The following is a 25,256-nucleotide window of genomic DNA, read 5'->3' as shown; positions in this document are numbered from 1 at the left end:
GATGATGGTTCGACATATATCTAAATCTAATCCACTGATTTCCCCTCAGCAACTCGCCCATACTCTAGGGCATTCTCTTTCAGAATTAGAGGTATCACGCTGTCTCAAACAAATAAAATATCGTGAGCCAACGGTCGGTCAATTTTGGCAGTCAACAGATGCTGAGGCTGGCATTTATATTGTGATTTCCGGAAAGGTCAGACTGATTAATAGTGCGGGGGAGTTAATTACCAACTTACAAGCTGGAGCTTCCTTTGGGGAGTGTACTTTCTTTCCAGAAGAGTCTTTTGAGTCTTACTCAGCCAGAGCATCCCTCAAAACTAAGCTCTGTTATCTAACTCCGGAACTGTTATTTCCCCTGATTAGCAAACATCCCCAAATCCGCGAGCATTTTTATCGTCAGGCCCAAGGGCAAAATTCCCTGCTGATGCCGTCGGAGAGTCCTTTGGCAGAAGCAAAGAAAGGGAGAGTGAGGGAAGTAGAAGGAGTGGGGCAGAAGAAAGATATCCCCACCTCAGGAGACCAAAAGCCCAGGCAAACCATTAGCAAAGCTTACTTTCCTAGCCCTACTCAAAAAGTTGGTCATTTGTGGCAGCGAGTGATCCGACGCTATCCGTTTTTTGCCCAACAGAGTGGTTCTGACTGTGGTGCTGCTTGTCTGGTGATGATCGGTCGTTATTGGGGAAAACGATTCAGTGTTAACCGCTTGCGAGATATCTCTAATGCCGACCGTAATGGTGCTTCATTGCGGGGACTATCAGCAGCAGCCGAAAGTATTGGCTTTTCCACTCGACCGGTGAAAGCTAGTCTGGATCGACTGGCAAAACAACAGCTACCTGCGATTGTCCACTGGGAAGGAAAACACTTTATTGTTGTTTATGAAATTACCCCTAAGCATGTGGTAATTGCTGACCCTGCTCTTGGTCAGAAAAGTCTGAGCCACCAGGAATTCAAAGCGGATTGGACTGGTTATGTACTGCTACTGGAACCCACAGCAATCCTGAAGGATACCAAAGAGAGTAAGACCTCCTTCTGGCAATTTTTTGAATTGGTAAAGCCTCACAGTGTTGTGTTGCTGGAGGTGTTTTTTGCTTCCCTGATGATCCAGATATTTGGTCTGATTACACCGATATTTACCCAGATAATTTTAGACCGAGTGGTGGTGCAACGGAGCACCCTCACCCTAACTGCTGTCGGGTTAGGATTGCTGATGTTTACTATGTTTCGGGTTGCGATTACCGGGTTGCGGCAATATTTACTTGACCACACCGCAAATAAAGTAGACCTAGCACTAATTGTGGGGTTTATCAGCCATACCTTGCGATTACCTTTGGGTTTCTTTGAGTCTCGTTTTGTGGGTGATATTACCTCCCGGATTCAGGAAAATCGTAAAATTGAGCGGTTTCTTACCGGTGAAGCGTTATCTATCCTGCTAGATTTACTAACAGTTTTTATCTATGTGGGGTTGATGTTTTGGTACAGTTGGAAGATGGCGCTGCTAATTTTGGTGATTGTACCACCTTTTTTCCTGCTAGCGTTGATTTCTACACCTTTTTTAAAACGAATTTCTCGGGAAGTATTTAATGCGATCGCAAAAGAAAGCAGTTATCTGATTGAGGTGCTTTCTGGTGTCCGCACTGTCAAGTCTACAGCAGTTGAACAAACGGTACGCTGGCATTGGGAAGAGTTATTAAATAAAGAGGTTAAAACTAACTTTTCTGGGCAAGTGATTAGCAATCGACTCCAGATTTTCAGCAATACCATCGAGGGGTTAGCGACTACGGCACTGCTTTGGTTTGGGGCATGGTTGGTGATTCAAAATCAGCTCACCATTGGGCAATTGGTGGCTTTTAATATGTTGCTGGGTCAGGTGATCAGGCCTTTCCAGCGGCTGACGCTACTGTGGAATGAATTTCAGGAAGTGGTGATTGCCATGGAGCGCATCAATGATGTGCTGGATTACCAACCAGAAGAAGATTTGCACTATCAAGCACGGCAATCATTACCTCAATTGCGCGGTCACATTCGTTTTGATAAGGTCACCTTCCGCTATCACCCAGAAAGTGATACCAATGTCCTGGAAAATCTTAGTTTTGAGGTCAAACCAGGGCAAATGGTCGCCCTAGTGGGGCGCAGTGGTTCCGGGAAAAGCACCATTTCCAAGCTGATGTTGGGGCTGTATCTTCCCTCAGATGGGAAGGTGTTGATTGATGGGCAGGATATCACCAGTCTTTCCTTAGGCTCCTTGCGCCAGCAAATTGGTGTGGTGGATCAAGATACGTTTCTGTTTGGAGGGACAATTCGAGAAAACATTGGTCTGGCTTATCCCTCAGCTAGCTTAGAAGAAATTATGGCAGCAGCGAAACTGGCCGGTGCCGATGAATTTATCCAAAAACTGCCCATGGGCTATGAAACCGAGATTGGGGAGGGAGGAGGGATGTTGTCTGGGGGACAGCGACAGCGTTTAGCCATTGCTCGCGCCCTGTTGGGAAATCCCCGCCTATTAATTTTCGATGAAGCCACCTCCCACCTGGATGCAGAATCCGAGCGGATTATTCAGACCAATCTCAATACTATTCTCAAAAACCGCACCACCCTAGTGATTGCTCACCGTCTCTCTACCGTACGGAAAGCTGATTTGATTTTAGTGCTCGATAGAGGGGTATTGATTGAAAAGGGTACTCACGAAGACTTAATGGCAAAGCGAGGACATTATTTCTATCTGAATCAGCAGCAGTTATAGGGCAGGGAGTAGGGAGTAGGGAGTAGGGAGTAGGGAGTAGGGAATAGGGAGTAGGGTGTGGGGTGTGGGGTGTGGGGTGTGGGGTGTGGGGTGTGGGGTGTGGGGTGTGGGAAAAAATTCGTTGATTACTCTTGCCTCTTGCCTTTTGCCTTTTGCCTCTTGCCTCTTGCCTCTTGCCTTTTGCATCTGATTAAAGCTGTTTGACCCAGTGGTGCGTTACGGAACGGGCTGTTCCAACTCTGGCGACGAAGCGGAAACTGATTGCAAGCCCGTTCCTAACACACCCTACGGCTCTTCCCTGCTCCCTATTCCCTGTTCCCTGTTCCCTGTTCCCTGTTCCCTGTTCCCTGTTCCCTGTTCCCTGTTCCCTGCTCCCTACTCCCTGCTCCCTACTCCCTACTCCCTGCTCCCTACTCCCTACTCCCTGTTCCCTGTTCCCTGTTCCCTTTTCCCATCAATCCTATGTTCACAACTCAAATACCAAAGCTATATGCCTGAAAATCATACATTGAATGGACATAGTCCTACTCAAACTATTGCAGACCAGCGTGGCTATGAGGAGTTACTCACCGAAGAAACGACTTATCAACCTAGGAATGAGCAAGCACTCCAGGGTCATGACTGGTCTTATGCTACTAAGGAACTGCTTGATACATTACCCCAGGTTTGGACAAGGGGATTACTGTATTTTTTGATAGTATTTATCGGTATTGCTTTACCTTGGGCGATATTCGCTCAGGTGGATGAGACGGGGAAAGCCAGAGGAAGATTGGAACCTACGGGGGAAACTATCAAACTTGATGCTCCCGTGGCAGGAACGGTAGCAGCAATTAAGGTGAAAGAAGGGGAATTGGTAACGGCTGGTCAAACCTTACTAGAACTGGAATCGGAGTTAGTTAGCACTGAACTTCAGCAGGAACAAAAAAAATTAGAAGGGCAACAGAATCGCCTGAATCAATTAGAGGTGCTGAAAAACCAATTGATACTGGCTCTGCGTACCCAGGAGCAACAAAACCAAGCTCAAGAGTTAGAAAAACAGGCGCAAGTCGAGCAAGCACGGCAGAATCTGGAAGCGTTCAAGTTCGCCTACAGTTTACAAAAAGAAGAACTATTGGCACAAATAGAGCAGGCACGAGGGGCGATAGACTCTAGCAAGGTTGCCTATGAATTAGAAACCATTCGTTTAGAAAGTGCTGAGGAAAAAATTCCCCGTTACAAAAACGCTTATGAAGAAGGGGTTTTGTCAAAAGAACGCTTTTTAGATGTGCAACAGTCAGCCAAAGAAGCCCAGAAAACTATCATCAGAACTGAATTAGAAATAAAACAAGCTCAGTCTCGCCTTAAAGAGCAACAAGGTACTTATGAAAAGACGATTCATCAAGCATCGGCTGATATTAAACAAGCTCGCCTGCGCTTGCAAGAGCAAGAACGGAGTTATAAAACCTTAGTTCATTCTGGTAAGCTAGCTTTACTAAAAAGTGAGGAACAACTGAATAATATAAACACCCAAATTACTACCCTCCAAGCCGAACTATCCCAGACTAAAAGTCAGATTAAATCCTTGGAATTTCAGTTAAATCAAAGGATGTTAGCCGCCCCGATCGAGGGAATCGTGTTTCAGTCCCCGATCAAAAGTGCCGGGGCTGTAGTGCAACCTGGAGATACTATAGTCGAGATTGCTCCACAGGGATCCTTCCTTTCCCTGCGGGCGCAGATAGCTATTTCAGAAAGTGGGTCGTTACGGGAAGGAATGGCAGTAAAAATTAAATTTGATGCTTATCCTTTTCAAGACTATGGAGTAGTAGAAGGAAAAGTAATCAAAATTTCTCCAACCTCCAAGCTGACGGAAACGGAGCAGGGTAAAGTGCCTACTTATGACTTAGAAATTAAACTCAATAAAACCTGTATGCCCACACCAAAGGAATGTATTGCTCTCCGCCCAGGAGACACCGCAACAGCAGAAGTCATTGTCCGACAGCGTCGGATTATTGATTTAGTTCTGGATCCATTTAAGAAGTTGCAGCAGGGAGGTTTGGAATTGTAGCAATTATCAATTGGGTGAAGTACAAAGTCTTGGGTTTTATTAGGGAGTAGGGAGTAGGGAGTAGGGAGTAGGGAAAGAGAGGGAGGTGTGGGTAGTAGCCCCCTAAATCCCCCAAGTTTGGGGGACTTGAATGGGATGGGGTGGGAGTGTGGGGAGTTAGACAAAATCAGCAACTGTCGTGGAAACCCCCAAGACCTCCCGATTCCCGATTCCCGATTCCCGATTCCCGATTCCCGATTCCCTACTCCCTACTCCCTACTCCCTACTCCCTACTCCCTACTCCCTACTCCCTACTCCCTACTCCCTACTCCCTACTCCCGACTCCCTACTCCCTACTCCCTACTCCCTACTCCCTACTCCCTATTCCCTATTCCCTACCAATTAACAATTACCAATAAATAATCATGTTACCAGCTATTACGATTACCACTGAAGATATTCTTCACCAAGTCCAGCTAACCTGCCAAATTCCTGACATTATTGAAGGGATTGTGAAGCGCAAGATTATTGCTGCTACTGCTGAAAGTGCTGACATCCGTGTAGAGATTGAAGAACTTCAAAAGGCAGCAGACCAATTCCGGTTAATGAACAAACTTGAGAATTCCGAGGACACTTGGGCATGGCTGCAAAAATATAGTCTGTCTTTAGATGATTTTGAAGAAATAGTGTATACTAATTTGATGGCTGGTAAGGTAGTTGAACATCTCTTTGGGGATAAGGTTGAACCCTATTTCTTTGAACATCAGCTGGATTATGCTGCTGCCGTTATTTATGAAGTGGTTTTAGATGATAAAGACCTAGCCATGGAACTGTTTTATGCCCTGGATGAAGGGGAGACAAGTTTCTATGAGATTGCTCACGAATACATCCAGGATACTGAGTTACGCCGCTCTGGAGGATATCGGGGAATTGTTAAACGTCAGGAGTTTAAGCCAGAAATTTCTGCTGCTGTCTTTGCTGCTGAGCCGCCACAGTTGCTTAAGCCTATTGTTAGTTCTAAGGGAGTGCATCTGATTTTGGTTGAGGAGATTGTTAAATCGGAATTGGATGGGAAGTTGCGGTCTGAGATTATGTCTGATTTGTTTACTGGGTGGTTGAAGGGAGAGATTGGGGAAGTTGAGATTGTTAATAATCTGGATTAAAAAATATGCTTGAGTTCTAATCTTCTTACTCTTCAGGGATTAAACCCACATTCTGAAAGTGCAATAACACCTCCATAATGTGGTGTTAACTATGATATTTCTACCTTAGGCAGAGAGATGCTAACTAATAGCAATCAGACGCCAAGGTAGAAATATTTTAAGTATAAATATGGCTCTTACGTACTTGTTATGCTAAATAAACAGTCTGTAACAGGGAACAGGGAACAGTGGTCAGAGGCCGTATTCAGAAAATTTTGTTAGTTGAATAGCGGAATTTTCCCTGTACAGTAAGCTTTTGGAGTTTTTTAACTCGACATTTAGCATAATAGGTACTGAAGAACCATAAATATTGCAAAAGTTCGGTTTTAGAACTCTCTGTTCCCTGTTAAGATTCCACGAAGAAGTTTTACTGAGCTGCTAGTTGCATTACGTAGTAGTCACTACATTTGCAGCAAACTGGACTAGCCCCTATGATACGGGTTGTTTCACTCTCTTCATTCAGTTCCATCATAAAACTTTCTGAATCCTTAAACAACTCAGCGCCAGTTAGATTAAGAGCTGAAAGATTGTTGATCTTAATCTTAGCCATGTGGATGTTTCTCCAATAATTAATCTGTGTTCTTTATCAGGAATAAAATAGTAATTTATTATTCCTGTTTTAATCCTATCCAAATTCAATTTAATCTGTCTAGTATTTTTAAAACTTATTGATGCTAAACCAAAAACACTTTTGTCATTAAAATATATGTCATTCCCTACTGCTAAACCTATTCATAGCTCACAATTAACCTATCCCAGTATTCTGATACTTAACCTCTCTCTAATTTAGGTAATCAACTAAAACATTTATGTCCACAAAACTAGTGAAACTGGGAAAAACCATAAAAAAAAGCCCAAGAGTACTCTTGGACTAAAAGACTAAGATTAGTTTCTACCAGTTTGATGAAGGGGAGACAAGTTTCTATGAGATTGCTCACGAATACATCCAGGATAATGAGTTACGGCGCTCTGGAGGATATCGGGGAATTGTTAAGCGTCAGGAGTTTAAGCCCGAAATTTCTGCTGCTGTTTTTGCGACTGAGCCGCCTTGCTTAAGCCGATTGTGAGTTCTAAGGGAGTGCATCTGATTTTGGTTGAGGAGATTGTTAAATCGGAATTGGATGATAAGTTGCGTTCTGAGATTATGTCTGATTTGTTTACTGGGTGGTTGAAGGGAGAGATTGGGGAAGTTGAAGTTGTTAATAATTTGGATTAAGTGGTCAATTTGCTTAGGTTATTATTATAAATTTATTGCTCGAATTGTTTTGATTTAAAAGCTCAGGACTTACGCAGATGAATAAATAATAAATACCAAATCCGGTTATTATATTATAGGTGATTTACCTAAATCATCAAATCAATTATAAGCAAGGAATTTGATTGTTTTGAATATAGTCTTAATTAAACCGGATTTGGTATAAAACCCTATCAGTGAGATGAGTAGAGATGAGCAAATTTGCTGCCCACCCTACCTATGGAATTGGTACTTAAGTCTTCAGCCAAAGGGACAGCGACTGACCGAAACAAGTATCTCAAGACCTTGTTCGATATAGGTTATGTAATTTTGAGCCAAAAGCTCATCTTTAAGCAAATTAATAGGCTGAAATACCCACATCAAGCAAATGCTTCTCCATTAATTGCAGTCTTCTGGAGACATACTTGAAGAGTATGACAACAACTGTCAGTTACGCATACAGCTGTCAACTCACAAACTTCACAACCACCCATTACCATTTGTTCGCTTTCATCACTCAGCTCCGTCATAAAGCTTTCTGAATCGTTAAACAAATCAGCGCCAGTCATATTAAGAGCTGAAAGATTATTGATATTAATATTAGCCATGTGGATGTTTCTCCAATAATTAATCTGTGTTCTTGACCAGGAATAAAATAGTAATTTGTTATTCCTGTTTTAATCCTATTCAAATTAAATTTAATCTGTCTAGTATTTTTAAAGCTTATTGATGCTAAATCAAAAACACTTTTGTCATTAAATTATATGTCATTACCTACTGCTAAACCTATTCATAGCTCACAATTAACCTATCCCAGTATTCTGATACTTAACCTCTCTCTAATTTAGGTAATCAACTAAAATATTTATGTCCACAAAACTAGTGAAGCTGAGAAAAACCATAAAAAATAGCCCAAGACTACTCTTGGACTAAAAGACTAAAATTATTTTCTATCAGTTCGATGAAGGGGAGACAAGTTTCTATGAGATTGCCCACGAATACATCCAGGATACTGAGTTACGTCGCTCTGGAGGATATCGTGGAATTGTTAAAAGTCAGGAGTTTAAGCCCGAAATTTCTGCTGCTGTTTTTGCGACTGAGCCGCCTTGCTTAAGCCGATTTTCAGTTCTAAGGGAGTGCATCTGATTTTAGTGGAGGAGATTGTTAAATCGGAATTGGATGGAAAGTTGCGCTCTGAGATTATGTCTGAACCCTTCAGGTATTAAACCTACCTACTGCAGGTGTAATCACACCTGCAGTAGGTGGTGTAAAATATAACTTTTATACCTTAGGTAGAGAGATATTAACTAATAGCACTCAGAAACCAAGGTTGAAATATTTTACATCATGAAATTGTTGTTGAATGCTTAAGCTTTATTCAAGGTCTCGCCGCCGCATATTATAATAGATTTTCCTTGGGTGCATATACCGCAACTATTTTGTTTCCTCAAAGCAAGACCTCCTAGGATAGCCATTTGCTCACTTTCATCGCTCAGCTCCGTCATAAAGCTTTCTGAATCGTTAAACAACTCAGCACCAGATAGGTTAAGAGAAGAGAGTTCGTGCACCTTAATATTAGCCATTTGAGTTTAACTCCAATAAATTTGTGTGATTGGTGTTGATGATAAATTAAGCTATTGATGCTTGATTTATAGTTGAATACTATCCATTTTTGGTATTTTTTTAATAAAAAAATCATATATAAATATGACATAATAAATACATTTTTTTCTGGTTTATGCCATTTCAAAAAACCGTCGATATTAACTCAAATAATAATTCGTGATTAAATAGCATTTAAATCACTACTTAATTCCGCCATAACTAAAACAATTATGTCACTTAAACCAACCAAGCTAGTAACATTTACCTACTTAATAATGTAAATTTTGCCTAATCATTTGATTGACAGTAGTTGACTAGACAAAGTCGAGCTTAGGCAAATAAAGAACAATCAGCGCCAGAAGATGCTGACGCTGATTTCCAAAGTAAACTTATGTATTAATCAGTTTATGAAATTGTAATTTTGGCTTAGGTAGGGTAGAGTAATACTCCCAAATCAGAACAGAAGTCATTAATCGTAAGGTGGGCAGTGCCTACCAACGCCCTTTGCAAGCTTCATGATCTGTCTGATGCACTGCCCACCCTACATGAACTCCACCTACCACTTGGTGACATCAACCCCACCGACAAAGTTCATTTTACTCCCAAATTAGAACAGAAGGTAATGATTCTGGAGAGGTTAAACGCAACAATTGATAACCTACACCTGCGCTTCCCTTGAAAAAACTAGGACTGAAAACGGAGTTAGGCAAATGAGGGAACAAAGCATATGCTCCATTTTGTTTTGCCCTGTTAACTACCGATGCAGCCTGTGCCCTAGCTGTGTTTAGCCATTCCTGGTTGCCAAGTTTTTGGAATGCGACGACAAACAGTTCATTTCTGCCCAAACTCCCGCAGCAGAGATGGTCTACATCTATATTAGATATTGCATACTTCTTGGTGGTGTCCAATGCTACCTCAATGTCAGAGTAAATTTCCTCTGTCTGTAGAATCGTTGAACTGCCTAAACGGGCTAATCCAATCCCCACGCTGCCGTGACACCAGGCATGCCAGAAATTAATTTGATTTGTTTGTTCCAATGAAAGGAAATATGGCCAGTTTCGGACTGATGTGTCAAAGACACTGGTTTCATATTCAATTCCTTCTTGTGCCGCTTCCAAATAAACTTTGTCTGCTGTGGCAGCATATAGGTGTAGTAAAGAGAAGGAATTACCTGCTGCACCGTGAGAAAATCCGGTTAATGGGGTTTTACTGATTGTCTTCCAGGCTCTAGGGGCGGTATCAGTTCGCTGTGATAGGAGATGATTGCCACAGGCTACTGCTATGTCTAATAGCACTTTCTCTCCTGTCTGTTGATACAGAGTTAATAAGCCCATGATTGCCCCCGCTACTCCAAAAATAATATCCAGGGTTTGATCGGCAGCAATTACATCTGCTGTAATTAGTTTTGCAGCTTGCTGGGCATCGTCGAGAAGGGCTGGCTCTTGGAGAAACTGACTAATTTTAACCAAACTGTAAATGATCCCACCTAGCCCGATTAAACCGAGGATACCACCTAATTTGATTCCATCAAGTCTTAACTGCAACAAGCTTCGGTCGGCTTGTGCTTTCTTAAGAGACTGACGTAAAGGGGATAAAGCTGCCAAAGCTACCTCTTTAAATTCTGGCTCACCAGTAATTTTTCCTAGGGCTGCTAGGAATAGGCTAACTCCAGCTCGCCCCGTAAATAAGGAATCATCCAATCGCCCAAGTTGATAGCGGTGCGCCTTGGATATGTAATCTAAATCAATCCAGTTGCAGCCGTCACCAGTATCAATCCTATTGGCGACAAGACTCTTGCCAATTGCTATAGCTTCGTCCAGTAATTCCTCAGGATTCAATGAGGAGAATTGGGATAAATTCCCCTGTAAAGCAGCACTGTTCTTAGTCAAATGGGCATACTTGGCATAAAAACTCGCCCGAATCAATTTAATTTGCCGGGCTAAATCCTTGTCATCAAGACTTGGGATTTTAGCAATTAACCGTTGGTAACTGGATGTTTTAAAGAAGTGCTTGATTGGTTGAGCTGATCCTAACTCTAGGGCATCACTATGACACGATACCGTGAAATAGGGAATATCTAGCTGTTGTAAAGAGGTCGTTTCTGCTCCTAATAGTTCTTTAAAGTCTAAGTTTTCTTCACCCATTAAGTAGTGACGGCTGAGAAAATCGATCAGAATGCTATAGTCGGCGCCATTACGCAAATATTGAGGACTGAGGCTGCGTTTCGAGACCATACCATAGGTTAGAGTTGGGCGCAGCATAAATCGAGACTTTAAACATTGTAAGCCACAGAGGAGACTTTTTTCCCCTAGGAGCATTTCCCGATTTTTAGTTAACAGGTGATAGATTTCCTCAAAGCCAGTGACAATTTCCTCAACATAGTTCTTAGCTGAGACAGTTTTCCCGTCTAGAATTACCACATTAGTCCCGGCAGGAATAATCACAGAGTTGGGAGCTAAATGCATCCCATCGGTGTTAATAAATTTCCACTCCCGAGAGGAATTTATTTGCTTTGGCCAAATATTACCTAGGACGCTGGAATCTTGAGGATTTGCCGAGTAGATATCACCTTCCCAACCAGGTAAAAAGCCTGTATTCAGGACTGAATAGTTAAACCAGTCTTCCGATTCAGTCGCGCTCTGCTCTACAGGATGCATCAAGAGGTCACCATCGATAAGAATAGGGTATTCACCACTAGCAACCACATTTTGATTATCACAACTACTTGCTCCTAATAGATGGAGCAGTGATAATAACATCCCTGCTCTTTTATAGAAGCGTTGAACTGCGGCTTGATTTTCACAAGGTTGCTGCTCAATAAATTCAACCCATCCATATCCCTGGCGATTGAGAATCTTAGTTAATTTGAAGGTTAAAGATGTTTCCTGGTGGTTGCACCAGTCTAGTAACTGATTGAAAGCAACATCTAAACCCAAGTCTTTGGGCTTATATACTACTTTAATTCCGGAAGAGAAGGTAAGAGCTAAAACCGAGCGTCTACCATGATGGGGATTGGAGAGGGAAGTCTCAATTGTTTGGACGTTTCCTAGGCTTACATGATCAGAAAAGGTACGTTCAATTGCTGATAAATCCTGTTGTAGACGTTGGATAAACTCAGTAGTAGATTCTACCCATAAATCAAGGGTTGTCGCTATCAGGCGACCTAAGACTGGGTAGCGATTGAAAAATGCCAGCCCCCCATCTTTGAGAAGATTTTTTAAAAAAGTATTATAAATAATCCGGCTTTCTTGGGGAGTCGTTTGGTTAGCAGGGGGGTGAGCTTTCCGGAATGTGTTAAATTCAAATAGTAAGGTTTCTGTTCCCAAATTAACCAGTTGTTGCAGCAAGCTCCTTTCTAGGGCAGCGTAGGCTTCTTGGCTCAACAACGCTTCTGGACTATTTGCCGATAATCGAGTAGATAATTTACTGCGGCCTACTCGGATAAAGGGTAAATAAAAGTCTTCAAACGGTAAGGGATTTTGGGAGTCAAGTGGAGAGTTATCTTCCCCTTCTAGGGTTAGCCATGAAGCAGCGCTAGTTTCAATTAATTCTTTGAGGGTTTCTGCCCAGGTTGGTAAGGTGTAATCTTCTCTAAACTCTGCTGTTCCTAGTAAGTTACGGACTGTAGTTAAGTCTAATCCATCCCACTGAAGGCGCTGTTTAAGTTGTTGTTCTCCTCCCAGGAGTTTAGACCAGGTGTTGAGACGTTCTTCAATCAGATCATTATCTTTTTGGGGAATAACATTCTGGTAACAAGGGTTATTGATCCGCTCTGATAAAAATGTGGCGTTAATGGCTATAGTCGCGATTGGTGATATTTGTGACCCTATTACTGGCATGGAATAAATCTCTCGACGTGGTAATTTAGTTATAAAGTTTTTTAAAAAAGGTTTAATTTTTGATTACTTGGGTAAATATATAAAATTTTTCAATTGGCTGAGGTAGCTTGTCCTGGGTTTTAGGGAGCAGGGAGTGGGGGAGTGGGAAAAAATCCTGCTTACCTAATCAGTATCAGAATTGCTATAGAAGAAGAGGTCTCGAAGACAGGGACATCGGGTAGTGAAATCTTGTTAGCCTCTTGTTGAACCTCCCCTAATGAATGTGTGTTGTTGACTCTGTTGTCATCATACTGTGATTAATTGAGTTTGTTTAGTTTTTTTATGATTTATTGATGCTAAAGTAAAAACAGTTTTGTCATAAAGTTATATGTAGTTATAGCGGTTTTCAATTTGGTGAGGTACAGATTACCTGGTTTTATGTGACAGGGAAAGAATCCTGTGTACCTCATTAGGCTAAAAACCGCTATATCTGCTGCTAAACCTATGAATAGCTCATAAGTAACCTATAAATCACCTTTACCAGTCTTGTGATAGTTAACGTCTCTATAATTTACCGAATCAACTAAAACAGTTATGTCCACAAAACTAGTGGAGCTGATAAAAACCATAAAAAATAGTCCCAGACTACTCTTGGACTAAAAGACTTAGGACTTACGCAAATCCCTCAATTTAACGCTACCTGTAGGGTGGGCAAGGTTTTGCCCACCTTACCCATGGATTCTGTGCGTAAGTCCTGAGACTAAAATAATTTAATTATTTTCTGTTTATTCTTACCTAGAATAAGGCTCAACTCCTTATATCTAAACAGTTGTAACTATCTTCATAATTGGCATTGAGCTCAACATGCTGCAAAACAATCCCTAGCATAGAAAACTGCCCAAGGATCGCGCGTATTGCTGCAAATCAGGGAGGTTAAACCTCCCTGAACTGTGCCACTGGTGCCCCAGGTATCGAAACTGCGGCCACTCCTGCTGCAGGAAGCTTGACACAAGGCTGATGCCTAAAGAGCTAAAGCCCTTTTGTGTGTGACTACGTAAGCATTCAGCCGTCAGCCGTCAGCCGTCAGCCCTTGGCCACGCTACACCGAATAGCTTATTTTATTGAAAAGCACCATCTGTAGCACCATCTGTAGCACATAAATACCTCAAGTAGCGTGGCCACAGGCCAAGGCCTGTGGCCACGCTACGCGAATGGCTGATAGCTGATAGCACCTCAAGTAGCGTGCCCGTAGCCCATAGGCTGATAGCTGATAGCTGATAGCTGAATGCTTACGTGACTACTCCCTGTGATCAGCTTAAGCTATCGGCTCAACAAGGATCTGGAATGACGATAATGATAATATCGTCAATGGCACCTCCTGCATCAAAACCCCCTGCTACTTTAAGTTCCTTGTCTTGGAGATCTTTGATAAAACTTTCAGTATCAAGAGACAATTGAGCACCAGTAGGCTTAATATCATCAATTTTGATGTTAGCCATTTGAGTTTTACTCCATTATGTGTGTCGTTGACTAGGAATCAATTAGTAATTTTTGATTCCTGTTTTCATCCTATTAAAAGTAATTTCGTATATGTATTATTTTTATAGTTTATTGATGCTAAAGCAAAAACAGTTTTGTCACTAAATTAGAAGTAGTTATCTGCTGCTCAACCTAGTAATAGCTCATAATTAACCTATAAATCATATTGACCAGTATTATGATAGTTAACGTCTCTATAATTTATGGAATAAACTAAAACAGTTATGTCCACAAAACTAGTGGAGCTGAGAAAAACCATAAAAAAAAGCCCAAGAGTACTCTTGGACTAAAATTATGACAGGGATTCATGGCAAAGCTTTCCCGTTCGGCAAATTTTTGGTCTGGTTCTTCTGCCAACCCCAAACCTGGTACAATCTGTAGGGTAAATAAGGGAGTTTTTGGCTGAAAATGGGATTGCTGTTCTACATAAACAGTCTTTAAAACTCGTCCAACAACTTCATAGTATTTCCTATCAAAGTAGAGTCACCCTGAATTGTAACGTCCGTAGTCTTTTCGGTTGTACACAACCTTAACGCTAAAAGGAATTTCTATTTACAACCGCCTTGGACAATAAGGTGCACTTCCATGGGAAATGGTTCCATCTGGACAGAAAGTTACAATCCATCTGTCTGTTTGAATCACAAAAGGTTCAAAAAAAATTCCCCCAGCAGTTTTCCTAGCTTCACTTTCGGTAACTTCTAGCAATTTTTTCGATTCGGCAAAAAGTTCAGGAGAAGTAGGCTGTAAGTCATAAATATTGATAGTAGACATTGGAAATATCCTTTGTGATTTAATTAACTTGAAAAAAAAGTATTGGATCAAAAGCTTACCCTAAGCCGTTTTTAGCCTGTTTTTCACATCCTCAGCCCTATTTAAATTGCCAGACAATTACTTCCAGGAAAACAGGGAGGAGAGACAGGAGGAATGCAAATCTATCGTCAAATTTCTTTCTTGAGGTTGGCTACTAGAGCTTTTTTAGTTTATGTTGTTGGGAAAATCGTGTGTTCCCTTGTACCCAATAAAAATTCCACCATCCTTAGAAAGACTGGATTTCGTGGAAATAGTCAGATGATCTACTGCCCATTCAACTGCATCCTTTACCCAATCCCAAAAGGCACCTCCTTGAATGTTGAGTTGCTCATATTCTGTTAGTTCTTGGCAGTGAGATTCTGCTAACAATAACTCACTGGAGATAGATTTGAGATCGGAAATTTTGATGTTAGCCATTTGTAATTTTCTCCTAGCTCAATTTTTACAAATTTTTGAGATATATCTAGCCCGAATAGCTCAACTAAACTTGAGACAATAGTTTAGAGCTATAGCGGTTTTCAATGTGGTGAGGTACAGAGTTTCTGGTTTTAGGGAACAGGGAACAGGGAACAGGGAACAGGGAAGAGTAACCCACCCCTAACCCCTCCCAGGAGGGGAAGAGGGAACAGGACAAAAATTATGTGTACCTCATTAGGCTAAAAACCGCTATATTAAGAATAAGCCTGTGGAAAAAGTGACGGTTTTTCGTTCTTGATAACTTACCCGAAAAAGTCAGGTATTAGAGGGTGTATCTCAAGGCATGAAATTAGCCAAAAATTCCCACACTTCCCGCGCCCCACACTTCCCTTATTTTTTACAAATATGAGATGCACCTGGTATTATAGGGCTTTGTTGATGGTGCTACATAGCTTGGTTACTTAAACTCCTAAGAAACACATTTGGTAGGTTTTTATTAGGAGTAAATATAGCGTTTATCGCAGTTATGAGGTACAGTTTTATTTGACTTTGATTCCCTGTTAGGTGCCCTTGACCCATTAAGAATTAAATTCGCCACGGGTCGCACCTCTTGATGCAGCGCATCGCTATTCCCTATTCCCTATTCCCTGTTCCCTATTCCCTGTTCCCTGTTCCCTAAAATGCAGAAATTGTGTACCTCATAGCTATGATAATTGCTATATTCAGTCTATAATTTCTCTGGTGACAGCAGCAGCTACTCCCACACAAGGTTGTGAACTTCGCACCGCAGCCGCTGCTCCTTGAGCTATCCAATAGGTCCAAACTATTCCACCATAAACTGCGAGTTCATTTTCCGACAAATCTATCAGGTAGCTTTCAGAATCAGCAAACAAGTCAACACCAGCAGGTTTGATGTCAAGAATGGTGATGTTAGCCATTTGATTTTTCTCCAATGAATCTGTGTTTTTGAATCAGAATCAATTACTACAGCAGTTTTCAATTGGGTGAGGTACAAATGATTGGGTTTTAGGGAGCAGGTCAGAGTAACCCACCCCTAACCTGACGGGGTGACAAACAGCCTTAAAAGCCTTACTGGGTGTGGGGTGTGGGGTGACGGGTGTAGGGGAAGATCAGGAGCTGGCTACGTTGCATTGGACGGTTGAATCAGGTTTCGGACTGATTGTTATTGCTGGGCTCACTCCAAATTCCCTTCTATTTTCCCCACCCCCCACACCCCACACCCCACACCCTGTATACTTTTTAGCCTTGTTGTCACCCCCTCAGCACCCCTAACCCCTCCCAGAAGGGCAGGGAAGAGGGAAAAAATCCTGTCTACCTGATAGTTATAAAAAACGCTGTATAGTGTTTATTTACTTTAAAAAACACTATATATAGGACTCAGAAAATTAGATGCGTTTTCCCTGCTTTTTCAGCATAGTTAATTGAATTAACTCTGTCTATAGTTTTTCTAGTTAATTGGTGCTAAAAATAAAACATTTTTGTCATATAATTTAGATAGTGCTAGCAACTATATAAACCTATTAGCCACCTCTTTATACATCATAATGACCCTAGAAGTTACATAGTTTAAAACCTAGTATAATCCTATATTGAGATGCTCTAGCATTTAGTGAATTAACTAAAACAGTTATGTCCACAAAACTAGTGGAGCTGAGAAAAACCATAAAAAATAGCCCAAGATTACTCTTGGACTACAAGACTAAGGTTAGGTTCTAGCCGTTTTAAATTAACTAAAGCATTTTTGTACTAGGTTAATACAGTCAACATTTCCGATATTGTAACTAAATTAACAAAGAAATTGGATTATCTGCCACCGGATCCACTTTGGGAGACTCTACGGGGATTAACTCAAACCCAGCATCCACAATTCCAGAGTAGTTTGCGATCGCTTCCAAGGCATTGGAGCAGGGAGCAGGGAGTAGGGACTTCGGAGTAGGGAACAAAAATTAATTGTAATAATTTTTGATCTCTGTTTGAATCATACTTTGATTACTTGAGTTTGTTGAGTTTTTTTATAATTTATTCATGTTATAAGTAAACTTTTTTTGTCATAAAGTTAGATGTAGTTATGGCAAATTGGCTTAGGTAAAAAGTCGTAGGTTTTAGGGAGCAGGGAGTAGGGAGTAGGGAGTAGGGAGTAGGGAGTAGGGAGTAGGGAGTAGGGAGTAGGGAGCAGGGAGCAGGGAGCAGGGAGCAGGGAGCAGGGAAAAATACTGTGTACCTGATAGCTAGGGAAAACGCTTTATTTCTAATTTACGGAATAAACTAAAACAGTTATTTCCACAAAACTAGTGGAGCTGAGAAAAACTATAAAAAGCTGATAGCTGATACCTGATAGCTAATAGCTGACGTTTTTATTACTCCTAAAACTCCCAAAAAAAACTTTTTAAAAACCCTTGACAACTACAACTATAATCATTACAATAATCATTATAAACCGAAATTCAATTCTTATTTATGTCAACAAAATTCAGCCAAAACTTCAAGAAACAACCTGCTCAGCAGACTCTCAAAGGTTCTCGTCAAGCAGTCATCTATAGTATGCAGATGCTTTACGCCCTAGGTTATGCAGAGATTGCGGAGTGGACCCCTCTGGAACCGACTGATGTTCCAGGGGAAGTGATCACTACAATAACCAAGTATTGGTTGTTGCCATAACACCTTAAATGTTTGGGGGGGTTTCCCCCCTGGCCTTGGTTTTGGTCTGGTTTTGTAGCGCGGCCCTTGGCCAATCAGATCAGAGCAGGTTAGGTTTGCTAATTTTGTGACATAAGGAATTGAAATAGCCGTGGATAGTATTTCTACGGCTATTTTTTTTTGTTTTGAGACTTATGGAAACCATAAAAAATAGCCCAAGACTACTCTTGGACTAAAAGACTATAATTCAATAATTATTTTATGTTTACTATTCTCTAGGGTGAGGCTCAACTACTGACATACAAACATCCAAACACTTAGAAATATCGATCGTCTATACGGATTATAGTAAATGAGTAGTTTAAATCAGTGATTATCCCTTAAATAGCAGCCAATCAAAAAAATGAAAAGCAATTTAAAAAAAATTCCTGGCTCTTCCGTACTTGTTATGCTAAATAAACAGTCTGTAAGAGGGAACAGGGAACAGGAAACAGTGGTCAGAGGCAGTATTCAGAAAATTTTGTTAGTTGAATAGCCTAATTTTCCCTGTACGGTAAACTTTTTGAGTTTTTTAACTCGAAATTTAGCATAACAGGTACTGAAGAACCATAACTATTGCAAAAGTTCGGTTTTATAACTCTCTGTTCCCTGTTAAGATTTCACGAATAAGTTTTACTGCATATCGAACTGCATCTCGAACTGAGCGTTAAGGGTTTTTCCGCAGGTGTGACTACATAAGCAGCAACTTTCATTTTGCCCCCCTATGATAAGGATTGCCTCACTGTCTTCATTCACTTCCATCATAAAACTTTCTGAATCGTTAAACAACTCAGCGCCAGTCAGATTAAGAGCTGAAAGATCATTAATATTAATATTAGCCATTTGATTTTAACTCCAATAAATGTTTGTTAATGTGGTTGATTTCAAATCAAGCTAGTGATGCTTGCTTCATATTTTTATGATAGTCACATTTTTTGAAAAAGTCTCTAGCATACAACTATATAAAATGACAGAATACCTACATTTATGTGATTTTAATTGCTTAAAACCGTCTATAAATGTGCCCAATAGCGAACAGGCAATACCGAATGATTTAGATTGTCACCTTTTTAAGCAATCTTATTAATACACCAATTTGATCGGAAAACATCATCAACCGTTCGTATACCTTCATCAGCGTGGATTGCTATATAAAAGGATTAACTAGCATTTAAATTACTCTTTAATTCAGCCATAAATCAAATAATTATGTCACTTAAATCAATCAAAATATTAATTATTACTGGCAATTTTGCAGAATCATTTTATTTACAGTAGTTGACTGGACAACGTCGAGCTTAGGCAAATAAAGAAAAATCAGCGCCAGAAGATACTGGCGCTGATTTCCAAAGGAAACTTATGTATTAATATCGTTCAGTTGATGAAATTATCATTTCGGCTTAGTTAGGGTAGAGTAATACTCCCAAATCAGAACAGAAGTCATTAATCGTAAGGTGGGCAGTGCCTACCAACGCCCTTTGCAAGCTTCATGATCTGTCTGGTGCACTGCCCACCCTACATCAACCTTGGTGACATCAACCCCACCTGCAAAGTTCATTCTACTCCCAAATCAGAACAGAAGGTAAGGATTCTGGAGAGGCTAAACGCAACAATTGATAACCTACACCTGCGCTTCCCTTGAAAAAATTAGGACTGAAAACAGAGTTAGGCAAATGAGGTAACAAAGCATATGATCCATTATTTTTTGCCCTTGCTATTACCGATGCAGCCTGTTCCCTAGCAGTTGTTAGCCATTCCTGGTTGCCAAGTTTTTGGGATGCGACAACAAATAGTTCAGTTCTGCCCAAACTCCCGCAGCATAGAAAGTCTACATCTAGACTAGATACTGCATACTGCTTGGTGGTTTCCAAAGCTACCTCAATGTCAGAGTAAATTTGCTTTGTCTGTAGAATCGTTGAACTGCCTAAACGGGCTAATCCAATTCCCACGCTTCCATTACACCAGGTGTGCTGTAAAATAATTCGATTCGTCTCTTCGAATGAAGAGAAAACTGGCCAGTTTCGGACTGAGGTGTCAAAAACACTGGTTTCATATTCGATTCCTTCTTTCGCCGCTTCCAAATAAACTTTGTCTGCAGTAGCAGCATATAGGTGTAGTAAAGACAAGGAATTACCTGCTGCACCGTGAGAAAATCCGGTTAATGGGGTTTTACTGATTGTCTTCCACGCCCTAGGGGCGGTATGAGTTCGCTGTGATAGGAGATGATTGCCACAGGCTACTGCTATGTCTAATAGGACTTTCTCTCCTGTCTGTTGATAGAGAGTTAATAAGCCCATAATTGCCCCGGCTACTCCAAAAATAATATCCAGCTTTTGATCGGCAGCGATTACATCTGCTGTAATTAGTTTTGCAGCTTGCTGGGCATCTTCGAGAAGGGCTGGCTCTTGGAGAAACTGACTAATTTTAACCAAACTGTAAATAATCCCACCTAGCCCCATTAAACCGAGGATACCACCTAATTTGATTCCATCAAGTCTTAACTGCAACAAGTTTCGGTCGGCTTGTGCTTTCTTAAGAGACTGACGTAAAGGGGATAAAGCTGCTAAAGCTACCTCTTTAAATTCTGGATCACCAGTAATTTTTGCTAGAGCTGCTAGGAATAGGCTAACTCCAGCTCGCCCCGTAAATAAGGAATCATCCAATCGCCCAAGTTGATAGCGGTGCGCCTTGGAGATATAATCTAAATCAATCCAGTTGCAGCCGTCACCAGTATGAATTGCACTGGCAACAAGACTATTGCCAATTTCTATAGCTTCTTCCAATAATTCCTCAGGATTCAATGAGGAGAATTGGAATAAATTCCCCTGTAAAGCAGCACTGTTCTTAGTCAAATGGGCATACTTAGCATAAAAACTCGCCCGAATCAATTTAATTTGTCGGGCTAAATCCTTTTCATCAAGGCTTTGGATTTTAGCAATTAACCGTTGGTAACTGGATGTTTTAAAAAACTCCTTGATTGGTTGAGCTGATGCCAACTCTAGGGAATCACTATTACAAGATACCGTGAAATAGGGAATATCTAGCTGTTGTAAAGAATTCGTTTCTGCTTCTAATAATTTATCAAATTCTAATTTTTCTTCACCCATTAAGTACTGACGGCTGAGAAAATCGATCAGAATGCTATAGTCCGCGCCATTACGCAAATATTCAGGACTTAGGCTGCGTTTCGAGACCATACCATAGGTGAGGGTTGGGCGCAGACTAAATCGAGACTTTAAAAATTGTAAGGCACAGAGGGGACTTTCTTCCCCTAGGAGCATTTCCCGATTTTTACTTAACAGGTGATAGATTTCCTCAAAGCCAGTGACGATTTCCTCAACATAGTTATTAGGTGAGACAGTTTTACCGTCTAGAATGACCACATTAGTCCCGGCAGGAATAATCACACTGTTGGGAGCTAAGTGCATCCCATCGGTGTTAATAAATTTCCACTCCCGAGAGGAATTTATTTGCTTTGGCCAAATATTACCTAGGACGCTGGAATCTTGAGCATTTGCCGAGTACGTATCTCCTTCCCAACCAGGTAAAAATCCTGTATGAAGCACTGAATACTTAAACCAGTCTTCAGATTCAGTCACGCTGTGCTGTACAGGATGCATCAAGAGGTCAGCATCGATCAGAATCGGATATTCACCACTAGCAACCACATTTTGATTATCACAACTACTTGCTCCTAATACATGGAGCAGTGATAATAACATCCCTGCTCTTTTATAGAAGCGTTGAACTGCAGCTTGATTGTCACAAGGTTGGTGCTCAATACATTCAACCCATCCATATCCCTGGCGATTGAGAATCTTAGTTAATTTGAAGCTTAAGGATGTTTCCTGGTGGTTGCACCAGTCTAGTAACTGATTGAAAGCAACATCTAAACCCAAGTCTTTGGGCTTATACACCAGTTTAATTCCGGAAGAAAATGTAAGAGCTAAAACCGAGCGTCCACCATGGTGGGGATTGGAGAGAGAAGTCTCAATTGTTTGGACGTTTCCTAAGCTTACCTGATCAGAAGAAAAGGTACGTTCAATTGCCGATAAATCTTCTTGTAGACGTTGGATAAATTCAGTAGTAGATTCTACCCATAAATCAAGGGTTGTTGCTATCATGCGACCGAAGACTGGGTAACGATTGAAAAATGCCAACCCCCCATCTTTGAGAAGATTTTTTAAAAAAGTATTATAAATAATTCGACTTTCTTGGGGAGTCGTTTGGTTAGCAGGAGGGTGAGCTTCCCGGAATGTGTTAAATTCAAATAGTAAGGTTTCTGTGCCTAAATTAACCAGTTGTTGCAGCAAGCTCCTTTCTAGGGCTGCGTAGGCTTCTTGGCTCAACAACGCTTCTGGACTATTTGCTGATAATCGAGTGGATAATTTACTGCGCCCTACTCGGATAAAGGGTAAATAAAAGTCTTCAAAAGGTAAGGGATTTTGGGAGTCAAGTAGAGATTTATCTTCCCCCTCTAGAGTTAGCCATGAAGCGGCGCTAGTTTCAATTAATTCTTTGAGAGTTTCTGCCCAGCTTGGTAAGGGGTAATCTTCTCTATACTCCCCTGTTTCTAGTAAGTTACGGACTGTAGTTAAGTCTAATCCATCCCACTGAAGGCGCTGTTTAAGTTGTTGTTCTCCTCCCAGGAGTTTAGACCAGGTATTGAGGCGTTCTTCAATCAGATCATGATATTTTTGGGGAATAAAATTCTGGTAACAAGGGTTATGGAGACGCTCTGATAAAAAAGTGGCGTTAATAGCTATAGTAGCGATTGGTGATATTTGTGACCCTATTACTGGCATGGAATAAATCTCTCGAAGTGGTAATTTAGTTATAAATTTTTTTAAAAAAGGTTTAATTTTTGATTACTTGGGTAAATATAAATTTGTGTAAATATCTTCATACTTCCCATTCAATAGAAAATTGCCCCTTCAGGTAAAACAACGAGGAATGATATTATTAGAGTTACCATAGTAATCCAGAATTTCCTGAGTCCGCCGAACCATAGACTCCAGCAGAATTCCCAGATTCTTTTTAACCACTAATTGTTCTTCTGGTGACACATAAGCCACTTCTGCCAGCAGCATCGAAGTGATCTCTTCATGTGCCCCTTCTTCATTGATACCGGCATGGAGCAGGATGGGTTTATAAAATTCAGGTGGTAACTCCAAAGCTTGGGACTGCTGCTTAAACAACTCGTGGAATACCTTGTCGTCTTCTTCAAACAACAAAAGTGCAGCCTTAAAGCTCAGAGGATGCTGCTTGGCAAAAACGGCCAGGGTGGAACAGACGGCGAAAGTCATGGGTAGGGGCTGCATCCGTTGCAGTTGCTCACCTTCGATGCCCACACTCTTCAAGGAATTCTCAATCAAACGGTCATGGTGCAACTCAGAAACAAAAAATTCCTGGAGAAGTTTTTGGGTCCGAGGGGATTCATAATTGGCTAAGGATGGTGCTAAGAGTCTAGGACACAGATGGGTAACGTGATAGGATTCCAAAGCATAACCAATCAACTGGTTTCTAGTAATCGTCCCATCAGCCATCTTTTCTGAGAAAGGAGAAGGGGGAAATTGCCCCTTCATGCGGTTCAGAAATCGGCACAACTCTCGATAGAACTGGTGTCCAGTCACCCCACGAGATTCCACTTCCTGATGGGTTTCTATCAGTAGACCCCGGCGATCCAGCTCAGCCAGCAGTTCAGGAATATCCTCTTGGATTCCTGGACAGGCCAGACCCAATTGCTCTGGGGACATACCGCCCATTTGTAAAAGCCTTAGCAGTTGGACAGTTTCCTTCTGGTATTCCGGCTCAACCGCGATCGCGCATCCTTGACCGCCATAATTAATTTCAACTTCAGTGTCCTTGAATTCAAAAAATACCCGATTTTTGAACAGTGGTTGTTGGAATAAAACGTTTGTTAATGACATATAGTAAAGGGAGTAGGGAATAGGGAGTAGGGAGTAGGGAAAAAATAGGGAACAGGGAACAGGGAACAGGGAACAGGGAGTAGGGAGTAGGGAGTAGGGAGTAGGGAAAATGAGTCTGAGAATTGAGATAACTCCGTCGCTAACTTAAATTGCGGAAACTCGCCGCAGTAAATGACTGGCAGAGGAGTAATGATTCCAGATAGCTTTGTATAAATTGTTGTAGATTTCAACAAACAGGTAAGTTTGTCCTCTAAATCGCTGCTTTGTTTGCGGATCAATGTGAGGTATTTCTTGAAAGATGCGACGGCTTAGATTTTCTGGTTCGAGTTTTAGCTTGCTGTTTGCCAATTGTCTAATCGGGTTGATAAAGCCAGAATCTAGTTCAACACGCTCACAGGCTTTACTATAAAATTCAAAATTCTTACGGGTCTCACCTGCCAAAAATCCCAGGGTACTCAAGAAAAAGAGTGGCTCAAAGTTCGCCCAATAGGTCAAAGCATGGCACATCCCCATGGTTTCTGGGAGTGGCATGGTGTCCGCGAGTTCTTCACGGCTAATGCCAATAGCATTAAGTGCTGCCATTGCCAGTTCCTGGTCTTGGCGGTATTCTTGAGTGTAGCGTTCGTTGAGCAATTGTCGAACTTTTGTAGAGCTTTGGAAGCTAAGTCCAGGAGAATCAAAACAGCTCTGTTGAGAAATAAAGTGGTAATGCTCTATTACAAAACCATAAAGAAGGTTGATTGGCAGTTGGGATGTCGGTGACTTGATGGATTTCAGGAAGAGATTTTCATCAACCTGCTGATTGAGCAATTCATTGGTCAAATCTTCCAATTCCAGCAAAGTGTCGATGCCTGAATTAACCCTAACCTGAGCAACGTCATCGAGCAAGTTGTTTTCGTCCAGGTGACAAACAATAGTATTGAACAACTCAGAGTTATTAGCATAGAACATTTGTTGGAGTTCAGTCAGAGTCTTAGTCCCGTCCATCAGGGAGACGAACTTCTTTAATATTTTTCCTGATTGACTGTTAACCTGAAAAGCGAAATCTCGACCATCCTGATAAAAAATCAGCTTATCTTGATAGTAATTAACCTTACAGGCTAATTTGGGACGCAGCACTGAAGGGTGTTGTGGTTTTTTATCCTGAAATTTACCCTGGGATAACTCTAGTTCTAAAGCTGAAGTGACTCTAGAATCTTCCTTGAGAGGGGGAAGGGTATACTTAGACATCGACTGAC

Annotated in this window: 21 protein-coding genes and 1 pseudogene; 6 read left to right on the top strand and 16 right to left on the bottom strand. The window is 41.2% G+C overall.

What is annotated here, in order from left to right; genetic code table 11:
- Position 1: 1 nt before the first annotated feature.
- A complete protein-coding gene (locus tag F6J90_RS39160; RefSeq protein ID WP_366514002.1) occupies positions 2-2,743 on the top strand; it encodes a peptidase domain-containing ABC transporter in 2,742 nt (913 codons plus the stop codon).
- On the opposite strand, the gene F6J90_RS39155 is transcribed toward F6J90_RS39160, so the two are convergent.
- Complete coding sequence (locus tag F6J90_RS39155; protein WP_293107007.1) at positions 2,738-2,929, bottom strand: hypothetical protein; 192 nt, start codon at positions 2,927-2,929, stop codon at positions 2,738-2,740. The genes F6J90_RS39160 and F6J90_RS39155 overlap by 6 nt on opposite strands.
- 22 nt (positions 2,930-2,951) lie before the next feature.
- Between F6J90_RS39155 and F6J90_RS39150 the strand changes: the two genes are divergently transcribed.
- Positions 2,952-4,787, top strand: a complete 1,836-nt coding sequence (locus F6J90_RS39150) for an HlyD family efflux transporter periplasmic adaptor subunit (RefSeq protein WP_293107005.1) — start codon at positions 2,952-2,954, stop codon at positions 4,785-4,787.
- Here the strand turns inward: F6J90_RS39150 and F6J90_RS39145 are convergent.
- Positions 4,753-4,902, bottom strand: coding sequence for a hypothetical protein (locus F6J90_RS39145; RefSeq protein WP_293107002.1), 150 nt, complete (start codon positions 4,900-4,902; stop codon positions 4,753-4,755). The genes F6J90_RS39150 and F6J90_RS39145 overlap by 35 nt on opposite strands.
- A gap of 20 nt (positions 4,903-4,922) precedes the next feature.
- On the opposite strand from F6J90_RS39145, the gene F6J90_RS39140 reads away from it, so the two are divergent.
- The 3 genes from F6J90_RS39140 to F6J90_RS43935 all read left to right on the top strand — a co-directional run bounded on the left by F6J90_RS39140 (position 4,923) and on the right by F6J90_RS43935 (position 7,184).
- Complete coding sequence (locus F6J90_RS39140) at positions 4,923-5,189, top strand: hypothetical protein (protein ID WP_293107000.1); 267 nt, start codon at positions 4,923-4,925, stop codon at positions 5,187-5,189.
- 2 nt (positions 5,190-5,191) lie between these two features.
- On the top strand, positions 5,192-5,929 hold the full coding sequence (locus F6J90_RS39135; protein WP_293106998.1) for a peptidylprolyl isomerase: 738 nt from the start codon (positions 5,192-5,194) through the stop codon (positions 5,927-5,929).
- A gap of 1,102 nt (positions 5,930-7,031) precedes the next feature.
- The gene (locus tag F6J90_RS43935) at positions 7,032-7,184 is read left to right on the top strand and encodes a hypothetical protein (RefSeq protein ID WP_366514001.1); all 153 of its coding nucleotides are present in this window, start codon (positions 7,032-7,034) and stop codon (positions 7,182-7,184) included.
- A gap of 398 nt (positions 7,185-7,582) precedes the next feature.
- On the opposite strand, the gene F6J90_RS39125 is transcribed toward F6J90_RS43935, so the two are convergent.
- The 9 genes and pseudogenes from F6J90_RS39125 to F6J90_RS39085 form a co-directional block, all read right to left on the bottom strand.
- Positions 7,583-7,810, bottom strand: coding sequence for a hypothetical protein (locus F6J90_RS39125; RefSeq protein ID WP_293106995.1), 228 nt, complete (start codon positions 7,808-7,810; stop codon positions 7,583-7,585).
- Between the two features lie 759 nt (positions 7,811-8,569).
- Positions 8,570-8,785 carry a hypothetical protein gene (locus F6J90_RS39115; RefSeq protein WP_293106993.1) on the bottom strand — a complete coding sequence of 72 codons (216 nt, stop codon included), beginning with the start codon at positions 8,783-8,785 and terminating at the stop codon, positions 8,570-8,572.
- A 618-nt stretch (positions 8,786-9,403) separates the two neighbouring features.
- Positions 9,404-12,646 (bottom strand): type 2 lanthipeptide synthetase LanM family protein, encoded by a 3,243-nt coding sequence (locus F6J90_RS39110; RefSeq protein WP_293106991.1) that lies wholly within the window; start codon positions 12,644-12,646, stop codon positions 9,404-9,406.
- A 1,307-nt stretch (positions 12,647-13,953) separates the two neighbouring features.
- Positions 13,954-14,124: a hypothetical protein gene (locus F6J90_RS39105; RefSeq protein WP_293106989.1), complete on the bottom strand. Its 171-nt coding sequence runs from the start codon at positions 14,122-14,124 to the stop codon at positions 13,954-13,956.
- Between the two features lie 262 nt (positions 14,125-14,386).
- A pseudogene (locus F6J90_RS43930) lies at positions 14,387-14,635 on the bottom strand (T3SS effector HopA1 family protein); the annotation flags it as partial.
- A gap of 81 nt (positions 14,636-14,716) precedes the next feature.
- Entirely contained in the window at positions 14,717-14,935 is a 219-nt protein-coding gene (locus tag F6J90_RS39100; protein ID WP_293106986.1) for a hypothetical protein, read from the bottom strand.
- 204 nt (positions 14,936-15,139) lie between these two features.
- Positions 15,140-15,391, bottom strand: coding sequence for a hypothetical protein (locus tag F6J90_RS39095; RefSeq protein ID WP_293106984.1), 252 nt, complete (start codon positions 15,389-15,391; stop codon positions 15,140-15,142).
- Positions 15,392-16,113: 722 nt separating this feature from the next.
- The gene (locus tag F6J90_RS39090; protein WP_287358176.1) at positions 16,114-16,329 is read right to left on the bottom strand and encodes a hypothetical protein; all 216 of its coding nucleotides are present in this window, start codon (positions 16,327-16,329) and stop codon (positions 16,114-16,116) included.
- 864 nt (positions 16,330-17,193) lie between these two features.
- Positions 17,194-17,355: a hypothetical protein gene (locus F6J90_RS39085; RefSeq protein WP_293106978.1), complete on the bottom strand. Its 162-nt coding sequence runs from the start codon at positions 17,353-17,355 to the stop codon at positions 17,194-17,196.
- A 514-nt stretch (positions 17,356-17,869) separates the two neighbouring features.
- Here F6J90_RS39085 and F6J90_RS39080 point away from each other — a divergent pair.
- On the top strand, positions 17,870-18,070 hold the full coding sequence (locus F6J90_RS39080; RefSeq protein WP_293106976.1) for a hypothetical protein: 201 nt from the start codon (positions 17,870-17,872) through the stop codon (positions 18,068-18,070).
- A 651-nt stretch (positions 18,071-18,721) separates the two neighbouring features.
- On the opposite strand, the gene F6J90_RS39075 is transcribed toward F6J90_RS39080, so the two are convergent.
- From F6J90_RS39075 to F6J90_RS39055, 5 genes are all read right to left on the bottom strand, one after another.
- Entirely contained in the window at positions 18,722-18,931 is a 210-nt protein-coding gene (locus F6J90_RS39075) for a hypothetical protein (RefSeq protein WP_293106973.1), read from the bottom strand.
- A gap of 716 nt (positions 18,932-19,647) precedes the next feature.
- Positions 19,648-22,893: a type 2 lanthipeptide synthetase LanM family protein gene (locus F6J90_RS39070; RefSeq protein ID WP_293106971.1), complete on the bottom strand. Its 3,246-nt coding sequence runs from the start codon at positions 22,891-22,893 to the stop codon at positions 19,648-19,650.
- A gap of 129 nt (positions 22,894-23,022) precedes the next feature.
- Complete coding sequence (locus F6J90_RS39065) at positions 23,023-24,018, bottom strand: iron-containing redox enzyme family protein (protein ID WP_293106968.1); 996 nt, start codon at positions 24,016-24,018, stop codon at positions 23,023-23,025.
- Positions 24,009-24,248, bottom strand: coding sequence for a hypothetical protein (locus tag F6J90_RS39060; protein WP_293106966.1), 240 nt, complete (start codon positions 24,246-24,248; stop codon positions 24,009-24,011). The genes F6J90_RS39065 and F6J90_RS39060 overlap by 10 nt, the downstream gene beginning before the upstream one ends.
- On the bottom strand, positions 24,163-25,248 hold the full coding sequence (locus tag F6J90_RS39055) for a hypothetical protein (RefSeq protein ID WP_293106963.1): 1,086 nt from the start codon (positions 25,246-25,248) through the stop codon (positions 24,163-24,165). Before F6J90_RS39055 ends, F6J90_RS39060 begins: the two co-directional genes overlap by 86 nt.
- Positions 25,249-25,256: the final 8 nt, after the last annotated feature.

It is taken from the genome of Moorena sp. SIOASIH (assembly GCF_010671925.1).
Lineage (GTDB): Bacteria > Cyanobacteriota > Cyanobacteriia > Cyanobacteriales > Coleofasciculaceae > Moorena.
Note: the sequence above shows the minus strand (reverse complement) of the source record. Positions and strands in the feature narration are given on the sequence as shown.

What these genes read in the sequence shown, in the direction of transcription:
- F6J90_RS39160 (WP_366514002.1), top strand. Translation starts at nt 2, where the DNA reads ATGATGGTTCGACATATATCTAAATCTAATCCACTGATTTCCCCTCAG.
- F6J90_RS39155 (WP_293107007.1), bottom strand. Translation starts at nt 2,929, where the DNA reads ATGCAAAAGGCAAGAGGCAAGAGGCAAGAGGCAAAAGGCAAAAGGCAA.
- F6J90_RS39140 (WP_293107000.1), top strand. Translation starts at nt 4,923, where the DNA reads ATGGGGTGGGAGTGTGGGGAGTTAGACAAAATCAGCAACTGTCGTGGA.
- F6J90_RS39135 (WP_293106998.1), top strand. Translation starts at nt 5,192, where the DNA reads ATGTTACCAGCTATTACGATTACCACTGAAGATATTCTTCACCAAGTC.
- F6J90_RS39125 (WP_293106995.1), bottom strand. Translation starts at nt 7,810, where the DNA reads ATGGCTAATATTAATATCAATAATCTTTCAGCTCTTAATATGACTGGC.
- F6J90_RS39115 (WP_293106993.1), bottom strand. Translation starts at nt 8,785, where the DNA reads ATGGCTAATATTAAGGTGCACGAACTCTCTTCTCTTAACCTATCTGGT.
- F6J90_RS39110 (WP_293106991.1), bottom strand. Translation starts at nt 12,646, where the DNA reads ATGCCAGTAATAGGGTCACAAATATCACCAATCGCGACTATAGCCATT.
- F6J90_RS39105 (WP_293106989.1), bottom strand. Translation starts at nt 14,124, where the DNA reads ATGGCTAACATCAAAATTGATGATATTAAGCCTACTGGTGCTCAATTG.
- F6J90_RS39100 (WP_293106986.1), bottom strand. Translation starts at nt 14,935, where the DNA reads ATGTCTACTATCAATATTTATGACTTACAGCCTACTTCTCCTGAACTT.
- F6J90_RS39095 (WP_293106984.1), bottom strand. Translation starts at nt 15,391, where the DNA reads ATGGCTAACATCAAAATTTCCGATCTCAAATCTATCTCCAGTGAGTTA.
- F6J90_RS39090 (WP_287358176.1), bottom strand. Translation starts at nt 16,329, where the DNA reads ATGGCTAACATCACCATTCTTGACATCAAACCTGCTGGTGTTGACTTG.
- F6J90_RS39080 (WP_293106976.1), top strand. Translation starts at nt 17,870, where the DNA reads ATGTCAACAAAATTCAGCCAAAACTTCAAGAAACAACCTGCTCAGCAG.
- F6J90_RS39075 (WP_293106973.1), bottom strand. Translation starts at nt 18,931, where the DNA reads ATGGCTAATATTAATATTAATGATCTTTCAGCTCTTAATCTGACTGGC.
- F6J90_RS39070 (WP_293106971.1), bottom strand. Translation starts at nt 22,893, where the DNA reads ATGCCAGTAATAGGGTCACAAATATCACCAATCGCTACTATAGCTATT.
- F6J90_RS39065 (WP_293106968.1), bottom strand. Translation starts at nt 24,018, where the DNA reads ATGTCATTAACAAACGTTTTATTCCAACAACCACTGTTCAAAAATCGG.
- F6J90_RS39055 (WP_293106963.1), bottom strand. Translation starts at nt 25,248, where the DNA reads ATGTCTAAGTATACCCTTCCCCCTCTCAAGGAAGATTCTAGAGTCACT.